The organism is Blastocatellia bacterium (assembly GCA_035275065.1).
Taxonomy (GTDB): Bacteria; Acidobacteriota; Blastocatellia; order UBA7656; family UBA7656; genus DATENM01.
This window is the reverse complement of the sequence record DATENM010000097.1, coordinates 67,953-84,540: the sequence shown is the minus strand read 5'-3', so window position 1 is coordinate 84,540 and position 16,588 is coordinate 67,953. Positions and strand designations below refer to the sequence as shown.

Sequence of the window (16,588 nt, the reverse complement as noted above, 5' to 3'; positions counted from 1 at the left end):
TGAGGATAGAGAAAGCCCTGTGAGTTGTAAAGCTGCCGGTAGCTTGTCACAATTCTTTCGGCTATTTTGCCCGCACTTGTTTCCCAGGCGGCCCTCGACCGCACCCCTGCAAAAGCAGCGTCGCGACATGAAATCTTTGTTGTTGACATCATCCGGCTTTCGCTTTATTCTTGCTCTGCTGGATTCAAATTGAAATTCATTTTCATTTTTTGCGATCAAGGAATCCTCAATGAGTTTGTTGGACGCAGCGCGCAATCAGTTCTACCGCATCAAGCAGCTCGATGGTCCCACCGATGAGTGTCGCCGCTTGCTCGACCTGGGGCTGACGCCCGGCGAAGAGATGGCCGTTGTGCAGAGTGTGCCGTTCGGTGATCCGCTGGTAGTGGTCGTGCGCGGCATGCGCCTGGCCCTCAGAAGACGTGAAGCCGCCTGGATACGAGTCGAGTAGTGGAACGCCAATCCATCCATATTGCTGCCGCCGACGCGCCGCAGGCGGCGAAGCCGTCGCCGCTTGCGGCCTCTGCGCCCGCGGTGCATGCGTTAACCGTCTGTCTGGCGGGAGTGCCGAACGCCGGCAAGACGGCGCTGATGAATGGCCTGACCGGCGGCGGCTTTCACACCGCCAACTATCCCGGCGCTACGGTCACGCTGTCGCGCGGCAAGAGCCGCGCGGAGCTAGGCCCGCAAGTGACGATTGTTGACCTGCCCGGTGTTCACAGCACCGCCGCGACGACGCCCGAAGAAAGCCTTTCCTGCCAGGTCATCGAAGGCCGCCATCCTTCAATTCATCCCGACGCGCTCATCATGGTCGTTGATGCGACGCAGCTTGAGCGCCACCTGAAATTCGCCTCTTATGTCGCCCGGCAGGGAAAGCCATTTGTCATCGCCCTGACCATGATCGATCTGCTAGCGCAGTCGGGCCAGGCGATCAACGCCACGAAGCTTTCGGCGGCGCTCGGCACAACGGTCGTGGCGGTGGACGGGCGCACCGGCTGGGGCGTTGAAGAGTTGCTGACCGAGCTGCGCCGCGCGGCCGGCAAGCCCTACAATAATCACAACCGGCTGGCGGTGCTCAGTGACGATCCGGTGGAAGCTTACCGCGAGATCGAGCGTTTGCTCGAACAGAGCGGGGCGCTCAGGCGCGGGCGGACGCTACAACTGGCGGCAGATACCATTACGGCACGCCTCGACCGCATCGTGCTGCACCGCTGGCTCGGCTTTCCGATCTTCTTCTTGATCCTTGGGACGCTCTTCGCTTCGATCTTCTGGGCAGCGCAGCCGTTCATGGATTTGATCGATTGGGGCTTCAAGAGTCTCGGTCAGCTGGTGATACAGGTGCTGCCCGCGGGCGTCGTTTCGCGCTTTATCGCCGAAGGCGTGCTGGGCGGCGTCGGCGCGGTCGCGGTCTTCTTCCCACAAATTATCATCCTCTTCTTTTTGATGACGCTGCTCGAAGATTCGGGCTACCTGTCGCGCGGCGCGGCGCTGGTGGACAAGCCGCTTTCATATCTGGGATTGCATGGGCGCTCGTTCGTGCCGATGCTGTCGGGCTACGCCTGTGCGATCCCCGCGGTGCTGGCGGCGCGCACGATTCCCTCAAAGCGCGAGCGGCTGCTGACGATCTGGATCATCCCGCTGATGAGTTGCAGCGCACGGCTGCCGGTCTACGCGTTGTTGCTGGCGGCGCTGTTGCCGGGCGCGGCGGGCAAGGCCGGGTTGGCGCTGGCAACGATCTATGTCGCCAGCCTGCTGACCGGCGCGCTGACCGCCGGCTTGATCAGCCGCTTCATCATGCGCAAGCGGACGGCTTCGATGCTGGCGATGGAGCTGCCGCTTTATCGCAAGCCGCTGATCAAGCCGACGCTGCGCATCACCTGGTCGCGGGCTTCGGCTTACCTGCGCAAAGCCGGCGCGCCGATTGTCGTCATCTCATCGATTCTCTGGCTGCTATCAAACTTCGGCTTCGGGGCGCGCCAGCCTGAACCGCCGGAAGGCCAGCGCCCGCCGCTCGTCGCGTCGAGCGATCTCGACCACTCGTTCGCCGGACAGGTCGGGCAGGCGATGGAGCCGGTCCTGCGTCCGATGGGCGTGGACTGGCGGGTTGGCGTCGGCCTGTTATCGGCATTCGCGGCGCGCGAAGTCTTCGTCAGCACGATGGCCATCGTCTTTCACGTTGCCGACGATGAAGAGTCGCGGCAAGCGGGGCTGCTCGAAAACATGCGCAACGCCACGTTTACCGGCAGCGAGCGGCGCGTCTTTACGACTTCGAGCATCATCGGCCTGATCGTCTTCTTCTTCATCTCTCTGCAATGTCTTTCGACGGTGGCGGTGGTGCGCAGCGAAAGCGGCTCGTGGCGCTTCGCGGCGCTGCAACTGCTCTTCTACAGCGGCATCGGTTATCTGCTCGCGGCGGCCACCGTGCAACTCCTGCGACTGTGCGGCGTCTCATAGCACACGCCGCGTCGCCGTGTCTCTTCTTTGACAGGCGCGGGCCACGCGTCTAAGATAGCCAGCGACCAGGGGCGGGACGGCAAGATATCCGTGCGACGGCGTGCCCCTTCATCGGCACGCCAACCGGGGGCTTGATGAGAGACCGCATCAAATGGACGCTGATCGGCCTGGGCTTCACGTTTGGACTACAGATCATCATCTCGCTACTCTTCTCCGGTATTGCCAACCGCACGGCGCGCAATCAAATAGACATCTGGTGGATGATCGCTTACGGGCTGGCGCTGGGCGCCTTTCTGGTGGGTGGTTTTGTCATCGGCTGGATGAGCGAAGAGCTGCGCGTGTTAGATGCCACGCTGGTCACGGTCGTGGCGCTGGTGCTGGTGTCACTGGTCTACCTCGCACTGCCTAATGCCAGCCGCGGCCAGTTCGTCAGCGGGTATTTCTTAAGCGGCTTCCAGCGCAGCTTAATATTCACACTGCTTTCGCTCGCAGGGGCGGCGGCGGGCGCTTACCTGGGCTGGCACGTCAAAGTGCCGCAGGAACACGCCGTTGACCGCATCGCTTTGCTGGTCGGCCTGCTCGGCGCGGTCATCGGGCCGTTCGTCTTGCTGGCCATCAGCGGCACAGACCCGGCCAGTCCCGACCAGGCCAGCCTGCCCTGGTACGTGCTCGTCCTGGTCATCCTCGTCGTCCTGGTAGTTATCGGCGTCGGCTTTCTGATGTTCACGCGCGAATCACACCCCGAAGATACCTCGATCAGCCCCGACCGCCGCGCCGATGATGGCGCGAAGGACGGCTTGCCGTAACGCGCTAGACGTGGACTTCACCATAAGCCAGCTCGCCCGTCTTCTCGCGGTGCTTGATGATGATGTACGCCAGCCAGCCGTAAAATCCCAGCAGTGTGATGACCACCAGCCAACCCGGCACATAGCCGATGGCAGCGTTGCTGAACAGCTCGCTTGTCGAGTGGATGATCTGGAGCGTACCGTTGCCCGGTTGCAGCGAGCTGGTCGAGGTCTTCAACAGCCAGGCCAGCAACAGGATCAGAAACAGCCAGATGTAATTGCGCCGCAGGCGCCGCGCCATCGCTTCGTTATGCGACAGCGAAAAGCGCGGCAGGCGCAGGTCGTCGCCGAGCTTGTTCATCCAATGCATCGGATCGATCATCTCGCGCGGCGCGAAGATGCGCGCATAGTAGTTGCGCTCGATCAGGCGGACGCGGCTGCGGTACACATCGAAGAAGCGATAACGGCGCGATTCGATCTGTAGCAGCAAAAAGACCAGCACCATCGCAAACAGCAAGACGCCGTGATGCGACTGCGGCGACGACAGCGACACCGACAGCATCGCGCCGGCGCCGGTGATGGCCCAGTTCGTCGTGCGGTCGAGGCGGTCGCGCCAGCTCATCATGCGCGACAGCTCGGCGCGATAATAATGCGACAGCGAGGTGACGTATTCGGAAGAGCTGGTCGGGAAGATCGGCTGACGCGGCTTGAGGGCATCGGGACGAATGGTGATCTCGCTCTCATGCATCATAAAGGGCCTCGCTTGCGCTGAGCGTCTGTGGTTTGTGCGGAAGCCGCGCCGGCAAACGGCCCGCTTCCACAGTGCGGTTTATCATGAAGCGGCGGCCGGTTACAAGCGCCCGGCTTCGAGTAGCCTCCGGTCGGCAGCAAGCGATTGGTAAAAAAGTAAAAGCCGCCGGCCTGATTCTGCGCCAGGCCGGCGGCCTCGGTTCGTCGGTTCGCAAGCGAAGCCTATTTGGCCAGCAGGCTGTCAACGACGGCGGCCAGGTCGTTGACAAAGTCCGAGTTCGGATTGAAGCCGCCGCGCGGCTGGCCCGCTGCCTGACCTTGCCGATTGAGCACGATCACCGTCGGCAGTTGCGGGCGCTTGCCGCCGTACTGCTTGAACGCCGCCTGGTTGGTGTCGCGCGCGACGACCACCGAGCCCACCGGCCCACAAGCTTGCCGCAGTTGCTCGTTGCTCGCTTCGGCGGGCGAATTGACGCTGACCCAGTAAATGCTCACGGGCTTGCCCTGATAGCGTTCGGCGAGCGACGCCAGCGACTGCATCGCGTCACGGCACTGCGGGTCTTGCGTGCCGCTGAAGAGCAGCACGACGACTTTGCCGTGCTGCGCCGCGAGGCTCAGCGATTGGCCGTCGAGCGTCGTGAAGGTAAAGTCTTGCTGCGCGCTTGCCGTCACGCTCAGAACGATGGTGAGCGCAATGGCGGATAAGATAGCTTTGAATTTCCTGGTCATTCGATTCCTCAATACCTGCTTGAATTCATTCACGGGATTAGATGCGATTGGCGCTTCGTGCGTCGCGACGGTCTACAGCGAGCGGGCCCGGCTGTGCTTTTCTTCAACCCGCGTCAATGCCTCTAAAGCTTATTCTATCAGCGCCTCTGGCGAGACAAAAGAACTTTAATCGGTGAGCTTGTCTTTGAAGAAGCCGACGATGCGGTCGGCGTAATGCTGCTTCGCATGGCGTACGCCGCGCGCGTGGCGCGCGCCTTCGATCAGCCACAGGTGACGCTCGCCGGCCAGCGCGTCGTGAATGTTCTGCGAGTGCGTCGGGGCAATCAACTGGTCAGCCGTGCCATGCACGAGATAGACGGGACAGGTGATGCGGGCGGCGAGCGCCAGCGGGTCAACCGCCTGCACGTCGAACTTGCCGCGATAGTTGGCGACCTGGATCGTTGTCCAGACCACAGGGTTGAGCAAGCTGCCCGGCAGGTGCGTCATCCGTTCGAGGAACTCTGAGCTGACGCGGCGCAGGCTGGCAAACGGGCTGTCGGCCCAGACGGCGCGCACCCAAGGGTTATGCGCCGCGACCTGCAAAGCGATGGCCGCGCCCATGCTCTCGCCCGCAAGCCCCAGACAATTGCGGTCAACCTGTTTATTCATCGCCAGCCAGTCAATGGCTGATTCGACATCGCGCCGCTCGTAGAAGCCATAGGTGACAAAGCGGCCTTCGCTGTTGCCGTGCGCCCGCCCGTCAAAGACCAGCACATTGAATCCGGCTTCGCACAACACCAGCGCGCCGCGCAGCACGTCTGTGCGATTCTTCTTAACGCCATGCAGCAGGACAATCGTAGGCCGCGCCGCGCCCGACGCCATCCACCAGCCATAGAGCCGCGTGCCGTCGAAGGAATTGAAGGTGACGTCTTCGAAGCGGACGTTGCGCCGCCTGAGCAGGTGGCGCAGGTGCGGGCTTTTGAGTTGCGTCAGCCGCTTGAGGCGCGGGCGGATCAACGCCTGTGAAAGCTGATAGCAGGTCGCCCCGAAGGCCAGCGTCACCGAGCCGGCGACGCCAAGGGCGACGCCCAGCCCTAGCCACCGCCTGTGCGGCGCCATCGCTGCCGAGTTGATGGCCGCCGTGAGGTTCATCTCTGCGGCATGCTCTTTATCCGCTTCGCCCTGACTCATATGCTCCCCTCCGATGGGCTGCGTCATTAGATGGTACGCAATAGCCTATGCGTTGTTTCCTTTTCGTCCATCCGTGGCGTCCGTCCGTCGTCGTCAATCGTTCGGGGCGACAAGCTGCCGCCGGTTTGGGGGTCACTTTGCTGCTCGATCCGAGGGATTTACCGATTTCATGGCGGTCAACGATGAAATCCGGTGGGGGCGTCCGCTTACTCCTGCCGTCTATAAAGCAACTGGCGTTCACCAACCGCCGAGTTTCGTTGCTTCGTTGCAATTGGCGGCTTATGCTAAAATTCGAAATGAGAGTGAGTCGGGCGGATGGCAACATTCGCCAGGATGGCGCGAGCCGGCGGCCCTGAAAGATCAGACGAACGGATGAAGAATATGTATTGCAACCAATGCGGTCAGGCGCTTCCCCCGACGAGCCGCTTCTGCAATTCCTGCGGTGCGGTAGTCGTCGCCAACAGCAACGTCAATGTCGCGCAGCCGAACTTTGCGCCGCCCGCTGCTGCCGCCGCAGGTCAGTCGCCACTGCCGACGGCGCGGCGCGATGATCTGGCGCCGAATGAGTCGGTCATCTTTGTGCTGCGCCCGACGCTGATCTTCGTGATGGTGCGTTATGGCATTGCCATCCTCATCCTGCTGGCAACGGCGGCGCTGATGGGCTTGATGCACAGCGCCAAGCCGGAATGGTTTACCGGCGTCGTGTCGTTCGTGGTGATCCTCATTGTCGGCGCCATCGCGTTTGCGTCGCCGGTCTACAAGCACTTGCTGCGCCGCCGTGAAGTCTACACGCTGACGAATCACAAGCTGGAGATGCGCTACGGGCTGCTCTCGAAGACGGTGCGCAATATCCCGCTCACTAAGATTCAAGACGTCACCGTGACCGCGTCGTTCTGGCAGCGGGTGATCCACATTGGCGACATCGAAATCGATAGCGCGTCAGAGATGGGCAAGATCATTCTCGACGACATCCACCACCCGGAGCGTTACGCGAACTTGATTTTGGACGAGCTGCGCCGCCGGAACTAAAGCAACGGCGGCGGGGTCTAATGAAGGGCGACAGGGATCGCCTTGAAGGATTCAACCAGAGGATTCGATATCAGGATGCGGCATCAAAAATGGTTTCTCGCGTTGGCGGCGATGGCGAGCTTGTTCGCCGCGTCGCTTTCCGTCCATGCGCAACCGCCCAATGCAGGCAATCAACCGGTCATCGCCGTCACCACCGAACGGCCCCTGGCCGAATTGCTGCCCGATAAACTGGCCGGCGTGAAGGCGACCGGCGACATCAAACCATTCAACGCCGGCAACCTCGCGGAATTGGCCGGCGATCAAGCGACGGTTTACCGCGAATACTACGTGACGCGCGCCGCCGCGCGGCAATATGGCGCGGCTCGCGTTGAAGTCTTTCAATCGTCGCACCCGTTCGGGGCTTTCGGTTTGCTGAGTTTTTACGGCGGCACTAACAGCCCTGCTCCGGACCACATCGGCGCAGGCAGCGCCCGCACGCCTGAAGCGCTGGTCTTCTGGAAGGACAGATATTTTGTGCGCGTGACGGCGGCGAGTGGCCAGCCACACATGCCGGTTAACGGCGACGCGACGCTGGCCCGCGCCATTGCCAATGCGCTACCGACGACGAAGCTCGACGAGCACCCGGTCGTCTTCCGCAGCCTGCCGACGACGCCGCGACCGGTAAGCAGCCCGCGTTATTATCTCGGCCCGGAAACGCTCAACACGGCAGTTGCCGGCACGCGCGACCTCTACGCCTTCAATGGCGACGCCGAAGCCGTGGTCGCAGAGTATGAGCAGAAGCCTGACGCGGAGACGGAGAGACACGGCGACGCGGCGATAGGCGACGCTGTCCCCGCGCCCCCGCGCCCCCGCGCCCCCGACAGCGCCGATGAAGCTCATCATCATCGAATACCACACGCCGCAGTTTGCCTATGACGCCATCAATCGCGCCAACGAATTTGTCAACTCGCTGCCCGAAGCCGAACAGCAGCACATCATCATCAAGCGTGAAGGGAATTACATTGTCGAAGCGGTGAGCTTCAACGACCGCAATGCCGCACAGGCCATCGTTGATGCCGTGCAGTACCCTTACGGCGTACAGTGGCTGCATCATCCGAGCATCCCGAGCCCCGACCCGTTCCGCGCCCAGAAGGCGGCGCAGATGCTGCTGTCGACGTTTAGCCTGCTCGGCGTCCTGCTCGGCTCGGTGCTGGTCGCCGGCTGCATCTTCGGCACGACGATGTTTTTGAAGCGGCGCAAGCATATGCAGGCGGCCTTCTCTGACGCCGGCCAGATGCTGCGGCTTGAGATTGACCCGTTTGAAAAAACCATCCTCGGCCTGCCGCCCAAAAGGAGTGAATAGTGACCAGTGACCAGTGACAAGACAGAATTCCCTTCTTGTCACTGGTCACTGGTCACTGGTCACTGGCGAAGCCTCATGCCCAACTCGGTTCTCATCGTAGACGACGAAGAAGGAATCCGGCGCACGCTTTCGGGGGTGCTCGAAGACGAAGGTCTGTCGGTCGAAGCCGCCGCGTCGGGTGAAGACTGTTTGAAGGCGTTTGAGCGGCGCATCTTCAGTTGCGTGTTGCTTGATGTCTGGCTGCCGGGCATTGACGGCATCGAAACCCTTGAGCGGTTGAAGGCGGCCTATCCCGAAACGGCGGTGATTATGATCAGCGGGCATGGCAGCATCGAAACCGCTGTGCGCGCGACGCGGCTGGGGGCGCTCGACTTCATCGAGAAGCCGTTGCAAATTGATCGCACGATCCTTGCGGTGCGCAACGCGCTGCGCCAGAAACAACTCGAAGCCGACAACCTGCACCTGCGCCAACAGCTCGACGATTATGTGATGATCGGCGAGAGCGTGCCCATGCGCGCCCTGCGCCAGCAGATCGCCGTTGCCGCGCCGACCAACGGGCGCATCTTGATTTATGGCGAATCGGGCACCGGCAAAGAACTGGTGGCGCGCGCCCTGCACCATGGCTCGCCGCGCGCCGCGCTGCCGTTTGTCGAGCTGAACTGCGCGGCGATCCCCGAAGAGCTGATCGAGTCAGAACTGTTCGGTCACACCAAGGGCGCATTCACCGGCGCGACTCAGGCCAAGCGCGGCAAGTTCGAGCAGGCCGACGGCGGCACACTGCTGCTCGACGAAGTCAGCGATATGAGCTTGAAAGTTCAGGCGAAGGTCTTGCGGGTGCTTGAAGAGCAGCGCTTCGAACCGGTCGGCTCGAATAATTCAGTCAAAGTAGACGTGCGGATCATCGCGGCGACAAACAAGAGGCTGGATGAAGAGATCGAACGCGGCACGTTTCGCGCTGACCTGTTCTACCGCCTCAATGTCATCCCCTTCGAGCTGCCGCCACTGCGCGAGCGCCGCGAAGACATTCCTCTCTTAGTCGAGCACTTCAACCGCAAATACTCTGCCGGCTATAATCGCGCGCCGAAGCGCTTCGACGACGAGGCGCTCGAACGCCTGAGTGCTTACGAATGGCCGGGCAACGTGCGCGAGCTGCGCAATACGGTTGAGCGCGTCGTCATCATGAGGGCGAAAGAAACGATCACGGCAGACGACCTGCCAACGTTCGGCAGCGCCGAAGGCGTGCGCCCGCCGACCAGTTATAACTTCACCTCTTATCGCGAAGGCCGCGACGCCTACGAGCGCAATTACATTCTGCGCAAGCTCGCCGAATGTGACGGCAACATCACTCGCGCCGCCGAAGCCTTAGGCATTGACCGCTCGCACCTCTATCGCAGAATGAAAGCACTCGGCATCAGCGACAAGCGCCTCGGCGGCGTCGGTTGAACACGACCGCCGGCTTTCCGCCGCTTACCGTTTTATTCTAAGCGGCGTGTGAAGGTGAAGGCGTTGCTCAACGCGCCATCCGTGTTCCGCACTTGAACGGTCACGGCCTGCCCTTGCGGCAGGCGCTTGCCGGCTTTTTTGCCAATCAGCCGGGTCGTCGAATTCGCCGCGTCGTTTTCGGTCTTCTGCGGTTCACCGTTGACCAGTACCACCGCGCCCTGGTCGAAGTTCTCACCGCTGACAACGAGCTGTTTGCCCGAAAGCGAAACGCCGGTGACGCGCGGCGCACCCACCTTGAACAGGAAGGCGTCCCCCTGTCCCGAATAAGCTGCCTGCATCGCGCCGCGTGTCGGCAGGTCGGAGGATTCCGTCCAGCCGGCGACGTAAACATCGCCGGCGGCGCTGACCGCAACGGCCTGCCCCCAGGTCGCATCTTTGCTGCCGCCGAAATAAGTCGAAAACGACAGTGCCGCGCCCGCCGGGTTCAGCTTCGCCAGGAATGCCGGGTTGGCCTCGCGCGGCTTGCTGGATTGCAGCGCGCTTTGTGTTGGGAAGTCACTTGAAAAGGTAAAGCCGGTCACATAGGCGTTGCCCGCCTGATCTACGGCGATGGCGAATGCCTCCTCGCCGCCGTTACCGCCCAGGTAAGTCGAATAGACTAGCGCCGACCCTGAGGCATTCACTGTCGCGACGAAGGCGTCCTTGGGATCATTGACTCCGGTGTAGACCGTCGAGGCGTCGCGCGGGTCGAACGCCAAGAAATCGATGTCGCCGGCGATGCCGACCTCCTGCCAGTTGTTGCCGCCGTCGGCGCTCTTGAAGATGCCATCCTCCGTGCCCAGGTAGAGCGTCGTCGGCGTCGTCGGCACGGCCACGAAATCGCGCAGGTTGAACTGCGGCGGCAGGCCATTACTGATCCTTGTCCACGTGCGCCCGTCGTCTGTGCTCTTGCCGATGCCGCCGCCATAGTCGTAGCCATAGAGGATGCCTGAAGAGTTCGGGTCCACGGCGCGCGGCGAGTAGCCCGTGTGGTCGCTCATCAGCCGCCACGACTGCCCGCCATCCTGAGTTCGATAAAGCAGGTAGGCGGTATTCAGAAAGAGCCGCGTCGTGTCATGCGGGTCGATGACCAGGGCATCCGGCCTCTGCAATATCGCCGGCACCGAGATCACTTCTTGCCAGCTCGCGCCGGCGTCCGTGCTCTTGAAAAAATAGTGTGGCTGCGGCGGCCCTTGCGGCGCGCCACCACCGAGGAAGTAGCCGAAGACATAAAGTGTGGCCGGATGCAGCGGATCGATCAACAGGCTATAGCCCCCAAAAGTCGGCGGCAGTCCGCTACTGGCCGCCGCCCACGTCGCCCCGCCATCGGTGCTCTTGATGACGTTGGGGTAGGTGCCATAAATGGTCGAGGGGTGGTCGGGGTCAATGACGAGGTCGCCGACATTCTGCCGGCTCACCTGCCGCCAACTGTCGCCGCCGTCCGTGCTCGTATACAACCCATCATTGTTATCGAGGTAGAGGTGGCCGGCGGCTTTCGGGTCAACGGCGAGCGCGTACGCCGTTGACGTCGCCAGGCCCGTGTTGCTCCGTTGCCAGCGCCGCCCGCTGTTGACGCTCTTGTAAAAGCCGCCGCCGGATTGACTCTTCAAACTGCCCGCCGTCGTCGGCAGGTTGAGCGAAAAGGTTGTGCCCGCGACATAGGCATTGCCCGCCGCGTCCACGGCAATCGCGCTGCCGCTATCGGCGTTTGAACCGCCGAGGTAGGTCGAATAAACCAGCGCCGTCCCGCTTGGGTTGAGCTTGGTGACGAAGGCGTCGCTCGACGGCAGCGAGGGCGGGGCAGCGGCGTTGCGGGATTGCAGCGCGCCCGCCGTCACCGGGAAATCGCTTGAATAGGTGGTGCCCGTCACATACGCGTTGCCGGCGGCGTCCAGCGCCAGCCCGCGCCCTTCATCGCCGCCGCTGCCGCCCAGATAAGTCGAATAGACCAGCGCCGTGCCCGAAGCATTGAGCCTGGTCACAAAGGCGTTTCGATAGCTGTTGAGCGCCCGTTGCACGGCTTCCGAGGTCGTTGGAAAATCACTTGATTGGGTGCTGCCGGTCACGTAGGCGTCGCCAGCGGCATCGACGGCGATACCGTTGCCCACCTCATAACCGCTCGACTCCGGCCTGCCGCCGCCCAAGTAAGTCGAATAATCGAGCGCGCCGTCCGCCCTCAGTTTCACGACGAAGGCGTCGAGACTCCTGCCGCCGGCGAGCGCCGTTTGAAACGCGCCGGCAGTGACCGGGAAGTCGCTCGAAAGGGTCGCCCCGGTCACGTAAGCATTGCCCGCGCGGTCTACGGCAATCGCGTTAGCGCTATCGCTACTGCTGCCGCCCAGGTAGGTCGAATAGATTAACTCGGTGCCCGCCGCGTTGAGCTTGGCGATGAACACGTCGGCATAGGGCTGCTGGTTGTGCGCCGGCTGCATGGCGGCCTTCAGCGGCAAGTCATAAGAGTAGGTGTTGCCGGTGATGTAAATATTCCCCGACGCATCGACCGCCACGCCATTGGCCCGGTCTTCGCCGTGGCCGCCGAAGTAGGTCGAGTAACTGAGGACGGGATCGATGACCAGCGGCAGGCGCTTGTCGTATTGGCCGACGAGAAAGCGCACCTCGCGTTTGCCGCAGACCAGATAACGGGCGGGAACGGCTTTGCGAGGGCCGCCGGCGATCTGGTAAGCCACCGGCCTCGCCTGGCGAATCGTGCCGGCGGAGGTGTCAATCAGCAGGCCGCCCGAGTCATCAAGCCGGATTCGCTCCGCGCCGTCGAAGCGCCAGCGGATCGCCGCGTAACTGGCTCCCGGAGCCACGTTGAAGTCGTATTCGAGTTGCGCGCCCGAACCATAGTAGACGACATCCACGCCGCCGTAGACCTGCTCAGCTTTGAGGCGTGAGTAGGTCGGCACGTTCGCCCGCCATCGCTTTGGATCATTGCCGATGAGGTAATGAGTCGGGGTCAGCCCTTGGGCTTCGCCGACCAGCCGGGCACGCCGGCGCGCGCCGACTAACCGCATGCGCAGGGTTGCGGTCAGGGATTGATCAGCCGCCGCGTGGCGGCGGCGCGGAGCCGCTCGGTCGCGGCGCGATCCAGGAAGCTGCTCGTTCGCATGAAGCGATCCCGCATTCCGTGGCAATCCCAAATTCGCGCCGCAACCAAGCCGCCCCGCGCCGTCAGCCATTCGCATGGCCAGTGCCGCTTCGGTCGCTGTGAGAGTAATGTTACAATCGCCCGCACGCGCCAGAAATTTCCCCGGCACGTTCGGGTCGCCGGCTTCAAAGCGCAACGGCAATCGCTTGAAAGCCTCAGGGCTGAGCCTTCCCGCACTAGCCGTCGGCGGCCTCGGCTCGCCGGTAACCATAGGAGTTGCCGCGGCCCGCTGGCTCGCCATCGTCGTCGTCATCGGCAAACAGGCGCTGACGGTGAAAGCGATCATCGCCGCGACTGTGCAAGCGAGACAAGCGGTTGATCGTCTTGCCGGGCGACCAGGAAAACTGCCGGTGGCGCTCATAACTTACTCCTGACCATTCGACCATCGGTCGCAAACCTGGAGGTGAGGCCGAACCCCGGTGCTCACTTGTGCATTCACTGTGCCAGAATCAGAAACTTTGTGAATTTCATCACACAGCGAATCTAACTGCCGCCGGCACGTGATTTCAGCCGACGTGCGGCAAGCGACACATCCCATCCGAGGCCGCGTGTGGTAACAATGTGCCGGGAAGTAAGTAGCAGCGGTGGGAAATCAGTAGTCAGTAAATAGTTGCCAGTTGCCAGTTATCAGTTGTCAGTTGTCAGTGACTGCGAGATCGTTAGACCTTTGCTGCAACTAACAACTGATAACTGATTACTGACAACCGGCAACTGGCAACTGACTACTGTCTGCTGGTTGAGACGGCGGTCACGCGCAGGTTGTCGAGGTAGAAACCTTCGAGCCGCTTGCGGTTGATTTCCGCTGTCGAGGCGTTGAAGGCGAAGCTCAGAAAAGTTTGGCGCTTGCCGAGAAAATGCAGATCGATGCGGGCGCTTTGAAATGTCGGGTCGGCGTCCGGGCGCAGGTCGTACGTCAGCGTCATCGGCGGCTCGCCGGCGGTCGTCGTGCCGCTGCCGATGAACGGATAGTTGCGCGCCGCAAGCGTCAACATATCGGCGGGCGTCTGCATGGTGCCGCTGAAGTAATAATCGAATTCAAGCTGCGGCTTGACCAGCGCCTGAAGATCGATAGCCGGCGTGTAGGCGGTTCCCGAGCTGCCCGATGGGGTATACGACTTGCCCTCATCAACGCCCTTGCGCTTAGCGAAATAGAGCGATTGCGGTGGGCTCGCCGCGCGCCGCGTCGTCAGATGCCAGTTGCCGAACAGCGTCCAGTCGGGCGCCTCCTGCTCAAAATTCACCGCATAGACGGCCACCCGCCGGCCCGCTGTGGCGCGCACCTCAACCGCTTCAGGGACCCCGGCATTGTTGCGGGCGTTGGCATAGCTGAAGACGATTTCGTCGCCGGCTTCTGCGATGATGCTTGCAGCAGGCTTGCTGCCCGTCGCAGGCGACACCACCGGCAAGCTGACAGCGAAGTGGCCCGCTCCGTCGGCGCGCAGCGTCACGGCAAGGTCGCTGCCGAGGCGCTGATTCGTGACATGCACTTCAGCCGAGACGGCGTTCATCAGGTCGCGGTCGCTGAGAATGAGGCTGACGTTTTCACCGATGACGAGAGGCGCGTCGGGGCGGTCGTTCATCACCAGCGATCCGGCAGTCGCTTCAGCCGGCACGTCATAGGCTTCGACCGCCGGCATGCGGTAGCCGGTGCCGCTCGTCGCCAGTTGCGTTGTCGCCGACCGGCCAAGGCCGCGGCCGGCGAAAGCGCGCCAGATCAAGTCTTGATTGGCGCCCTGATTGGTCGTCCGGTCGGCCAGCAGAATGGCGTCGCGAGCGTCAATGAAAGACGGCGTGAGCGGCGTCACCTTCAAGCCGTTGATGACCAGGCGCTCTGCCGCCACGCGCCCGGCGTCAAAGCCATAGCGCTGGATAAACGATTGCCGCAAGTCCCAGAGCATCGAGCACCAGACGGTGCCCTGCGCATGGACTTCGGGGTTGAAGCGAATGTCGCCGAAGGTCAGCGGGTCTACATCCATTCGCGTCGAGTACGGATAAGCGCGGACGCCGCGCGCGCGCTGTGTAACATAAACCCCGGTCGGCGCAGGGGCGTCGAGCGCCCGGTCGCTCGGCGTCAAAAACGACATGGCGAAGAAATCCGACCAGCCTTCGCCCATGCCATTGCCCTGATTGGAGCGCAACCCGAGCGCGTTGTCCGTGCCCGCCAGCCGCGTCGAAACGCCATGTGTATATTCGTGGATGATGACACCGGCATCATAAGACGAATCGAGTTCGCGGGTCGCTCCGTCTGTTGTGTTTGTCCACATCAACATGGCGAGCAGCGGCGGCGAGCCGTCGAGCGTCGGATTAAAGTAAGCGTTATTACGAACCGTCTGGCCGCTCGCCGGGTCCACCCGCGCGCCGCGCAAGGTGTCTGCGCGCACAGGGTCGCCGGCGGCGCCGCCTTTGCCGAAGTTATCGCTCTGAAAGTTGCGCGCCGCTTCGTTGAAGCCGAGCGCGTAGAAGCGGTCGTGCGCGACGTTGACCCAGTAAAAGAGATTGGCCGCCGACGCGTCGCTTGAGTCGAGCGGCGAGCGTTCCAGGTCGAGCGGAAAATCGAACGTCCCATCCGCCGCCGCACGCACAAGGCTGCCGCCGCTCATGTCGGGGTTGAAATAAACGCGAGTGTTGTTGCCTTCGGTGCGGTCGCTGCCGACCCAGCCCTGCGGCGAGGCGGTAGGGTCGCCACCCAGCGGCATCGGTTCGCGCTCCGCTGTGAGCGGATTCTCATGTGTGAAGACGCGCGCCATCGGCGCGGCGAAGCTCATGGTGAGCGCGTCACGGCGCAAGGCTTCGCCGCTGTGGGCGTCAATCAAAATCAGGTAAGCGTCGAGCCTTGAAGGCACGCCATAAAGCAACACTTGATACGCCAGTCGCACGTCGTCGCGGCTGATCGGATAATAGACGAGGCTGGCTTCCGAGCGGCTGTCGACTTCGTCGGAAGCGAAGACGACGCGCTCGCGGGCGGCGAGTCGTTCTGTCGTGGAACTAACCGGGGCCGTCAACCGCGCGCCGCAGACTAGAGCGGCGCGGCGCAGGGCGTCTTCGGCGGAAAGCTGCGGGTTGGCAGCAACTGCGCGGCGCGCGAGCCCTGGCACAAAGCTCCCCGAAGCGGCGAGGACGCGGCGCTCGCCGTCAAGAACAAAGAGCATCTCGGAATCGAAGACTCGCAGGCCACCGACGCGCTGTTCGAGCGCCAGCCGCGTGAAGCCCGGGACGTCTTCCAGCGCAGCAACCCGCGCTTCGTCCAACTCGCTGCGCTCAATGCCGTAGAGCGCGCGGTTGGCTTCAACGAAGCGCCGCGCCGCCGCCGCCGCGTCATCCCTGGACGCAGCGGTCAATGGCGCGCCGAGCGAAAACAGATGATGCGGCGCGTCCAGCCAGTCATTCCAGCGCAGCGTCGCTTGCTGGCTTGCGGCGCGGCTGGTTGCCAGCAATCGTTTCTTCTGTTCGATGTCAACGAGGTGGCGCGGGCGCAGGGCGCGGAGGTCGAAATCCGGCAGGGCTTCGTAATCGGCCTGAGTTGGGCTCGCCGCCGGGCGCGCGGCAAGCTTTGCCGACGCCGGCCATTGCACAACAATCAGGAAGAGAGCAAAAAACAACCAGGCGACTCTCGCCGGGGGCAACGAGTTGAGACGCACGACAAACTCCTTCTCAATCAGGTTCGTTGGAGAGGTTGAACAAGAAGCGAAATCGCGAAAC

General features: G+C 62.5%; 13 protein-coding genes. 8 read left to right on the top strand and 5 right to left on the bottom strand.

Going from position 1 to position 16,588, the window contains the following annotated elements:
• The first annotated feature begins 229 nt into the window (after nucleotides 1-229).
• The 3 genes from VJ464_21880 (at nucleotide 230) to VJ464_21870 (ending at nucleotide 3,257) form a co-directional block, all read left to right on the top strand.
• Nucleotides 230-448, top strand: coding sequence for a ferrous iron transport protein A (locus tag VJ464_21880; GenBank protein ID HKQ07792.1), 219 nt, complete (start codon nucleotides 230-232; stop codon nucleotides 446-448).
• The gene (locus VJ464_21875; GenBank protein ID HKQ07791.1) at nucleotides 448-2,451 is read left to right on the top strand and encodes a ferrous iron transporter B; all 2,004 of its coding nucleotides are present in this window, start codon (nucleotides 448-450) and stop codon (nucleotides 2,449-2,451) included. The genes VJ464_21880 and VJ464_21875 overlap by 1 nt, the downstream gene beginning before the upstream one ends.
• A 134-nt stretch (nucleotides 2,452-2,585) precedes the next feature.
• Nucleotides 2,586-3,257 (top strand): hypothetical protein, encoded by a 672-nt coding sequence (locus VJ464_21870; GenBank protein ID HKQ07790.1) that lies wholly within the window; start codon nucleotides 2,586-2,588, stop codon nucleotides 3,255-3,257.
• A gap of 4 nt (nucleotides 3,258-3,261) precedes the next feature.
• Here the strand turns inward: VJ464_21870 and VJ464_21865 are convergent, their stop codons facing one another.
• From VJ464_21865 to VJ464_21855, 3 genes are all read right to left on the bottom strand, one after another.
• Nucleotides 3,262-3,987, bottom strand: coding sequence for a DUF2270 domain-containing protein (locus tag VJ464_21865; protein HKQ07789.1), 726 nt, complete (start codon nucleotides 3,985-3,987; stop codon nucleotides 3,262-3,264).
• 221 nt (nucleotides 3,988-4,208) lie between these two features.
• On the bottom strand, nucleotides 4,209-4,715 hold the full coding sequence (locus VJ464_21860; GenBank protein HKQ07788.1) for a TlpA disulfide reductase family protein: 507 nt from the start codon (nucleotides 4,713-4,715) through the stop codon (nucleotides 4,209-4,211).
• 165 nt (nucleotides 4,716-4,880) lie between these two features.
• Nucleotides 4,881-5,885 (bottom strand): alpha/beta fold hydrolase, encoded by a 1,005-nt coding sequence (locus VJ464_21855; GenBank protein ID HKQ07787.1) that lies wholly within the window; start codon nucleotides 5,883-5,885, stop codon nucleotides 4,881-4,883.
• 381 nt (nucleotides 5,886-6,266) lie between these two features.
• Between VJ464_21855 and VJ464_21850 the strand changes: the two genes are divergently transcribed.
• From VJ464_21850 to VJ464_21835, 4 genes are all read left to right on the top strand, one after another.
• Entirely contained in the window at nucleotides 6,267-6,914 is a 648-nt protein-coding gene (locus VJ464_21850; GenBank protein ID HKQ07786.1) for a PH domain-containing protein, read from the top strand.
• 75 nt (nucleotides 6,915-6,989) lie between these two features.
• Nucleotides 6,990-7,829 (top strand): DUF6599 family protein, encoded by an 840-nt coding sequence (locus tag VJ464_21845; protein ID HKQ07785.1) that lies wholly within the window; start codon nucleotides 6,990-6,992, stop codon nucleotides 7,827-7,829.
• Nucleotides 7,783-8,256 carry a hypothetical protein gene (locus tag VJ464_21840; protein HKQ07784.1) on the top strand — a complete coding sequence of 158 codons (474 nt, stop codon included), beginning with the start codon at nucleotides 7,783-7,785 and terminating at the stop codon, nucleotides 8,254-8,256. The genes VJ464_21845 and VJ464_21840 overlap by 47 nt, the downstream gene beginning before the upstream one ends.
• A gap of 75 nt (nucleotides 8,257-8,331) precedes the next feature.
• Nucleotides 8,332-9,699 carry a sigma-54 dependent transcriptional regulator gene (locus tag VJ464_21835; GenBank protein HKQ07783.1) on the top strand — a complete coding sequence of 456 codons (1,368 nt, stop codon included), beginning with the start codon at nucleotides 8,332-8,334 and terminating at the stop codon, nucleotides 9,697-9,699.
• A gap of 32 nt (nucleotides 9,700-9,731) precedes the next feature.
• On the opposite strand, the gene VJ464_21830 is transcribed toward VJ464_21835, so the two are convergent.
• Nucleotides 9,732-12,755, bottom strand: coding sequence for an SBBP repeat-containing protein (locus tag VJ464_21830; protein ID HKQ07782.1), 3,024 nt, complete (start codon nucleotides 12,753-12,755; stop codon nucleotides 9,732-9,734).
• A gap of 202 nt (nucleotides 12,756-12,957) precedes the next feature.
• Between VJ464_21830 and VJ464_21825 the strand changes: the two genes are divergently transcribed.
• The gene (locus VJ464_21825; GenBank protein HKQ07781.1) at nucleotides 12,958-13,263 is read left to right on the top strand and encodes a hypothetical protein; all 306 of its coding nucleotides are present in this window, start codon (nucleotides 12,958-12,960) and stop codon (nucleotides 13,261-13,263) included.
• Nucleotides 13,264-13,611: 348 nt separating this feature from the next.
• Here the strand turns inward: VJ464_21825 and VJ464_21820 are convergent, their stop codons facing one another.
• Nucleotides 13,612-16,488 carry a M36 family metallopeptidase gene (locus tag VJ464_21820; protein ID HKQ07780.1) on the bottom strand — a complete coding sequence of 959 codons (2,877 nt, stop codon included), beginning with the start codon at nucleotides 16,486-16,488 and terminating at the stop codon, nucleotides 13,612-13,614.
• Nucleotides 16,489-16,588 lie beyond the last annotated feature (100 nt).

What these genes read in the sequence shown, in the direction of transcription:
- VJ464_21880 (HKQ07792.1), top strand. Translation starts at nt 230, where the DNA reads ATGAGTTTGTTGGACGCAGCGCGCAATCAGTTCTACCGCATCAAGCAG.
- VJ464_21870 (HKQ07790.1), top strand. Translation starts at nt 2,586, where the DNA reads ATGAGAGACCGCATCAAATGGACGCTGATCGGCCTGGGCTTCACGTTT.
- VJ464_21865 (HKQ07789.1), bottom strand. Translation starts at nt 3,987, where the DNA reads ATGATGCATGAGAGCGAGATCACCATTCGTCCCGATGCCCTCAAGCCG.
- VJ464_21860 (HKQ07788.1), bottom strand. Translation starts at nt 4,715, where the DNA reads ATGACCAGGAAATTCAAAGCTATCTTATCCGCCATTGCGCTCACCATC.
- VJ464_21855 (HKQ07787.1), bottom strand. Translation starts at nt 5,885, where the DNA reads ATGAGTCAGGGCGAAGCGGATAAAGAGCATGCCGCAGAGATGAACCTC.
- VJ464_21850 (HKQ07786.1), top strand. Translation starts at nt 6,267, where the DNA reads ATGTATTGCAACCAATGCGGTCAGGCGCTTCCCCCGACGAGCCGCTTC.
- VJ464_21845 (HKQ07785.1), top strand. Translation starts at nt 6,990, where the DNA reads ATGCGGCATCAAAAATGGTTTCTCGCGTTGGCGGCGATGGCGAGCTTG.
- VJ464_21840 (HKQ07784.1), top strand. Translation starts at nt 7,783, where the DNA reads ATGAAGCTCATCATCATCGAATACCACACGCCGCAGTTTGCCTATGAC.
- VJ464_21835 (HKQ07783.1), top strand. Translation starts at nt 8,332, where the DNA reads ATGCCCAACTCGGTTCTCATCGTAGACGACGAAGAAGGAATCCGGCGC.
- VJ464_21830 (HKQ07782.1), bottom strand. Translation starts at nt 12,755, where the DNA reads ATGCGGTTAGTCGGCGCGCGCCGGCGTGCCCGGCTGGTCGGCGAAGCC.
- VJ464_21825 (HKQ07781.1), top strand. Translation starts at nt 12,958, where the DNA reads ATGTTACAATCGCCCGCACGCGCCAGAAATTTCCCCGGCACGTTCGGG.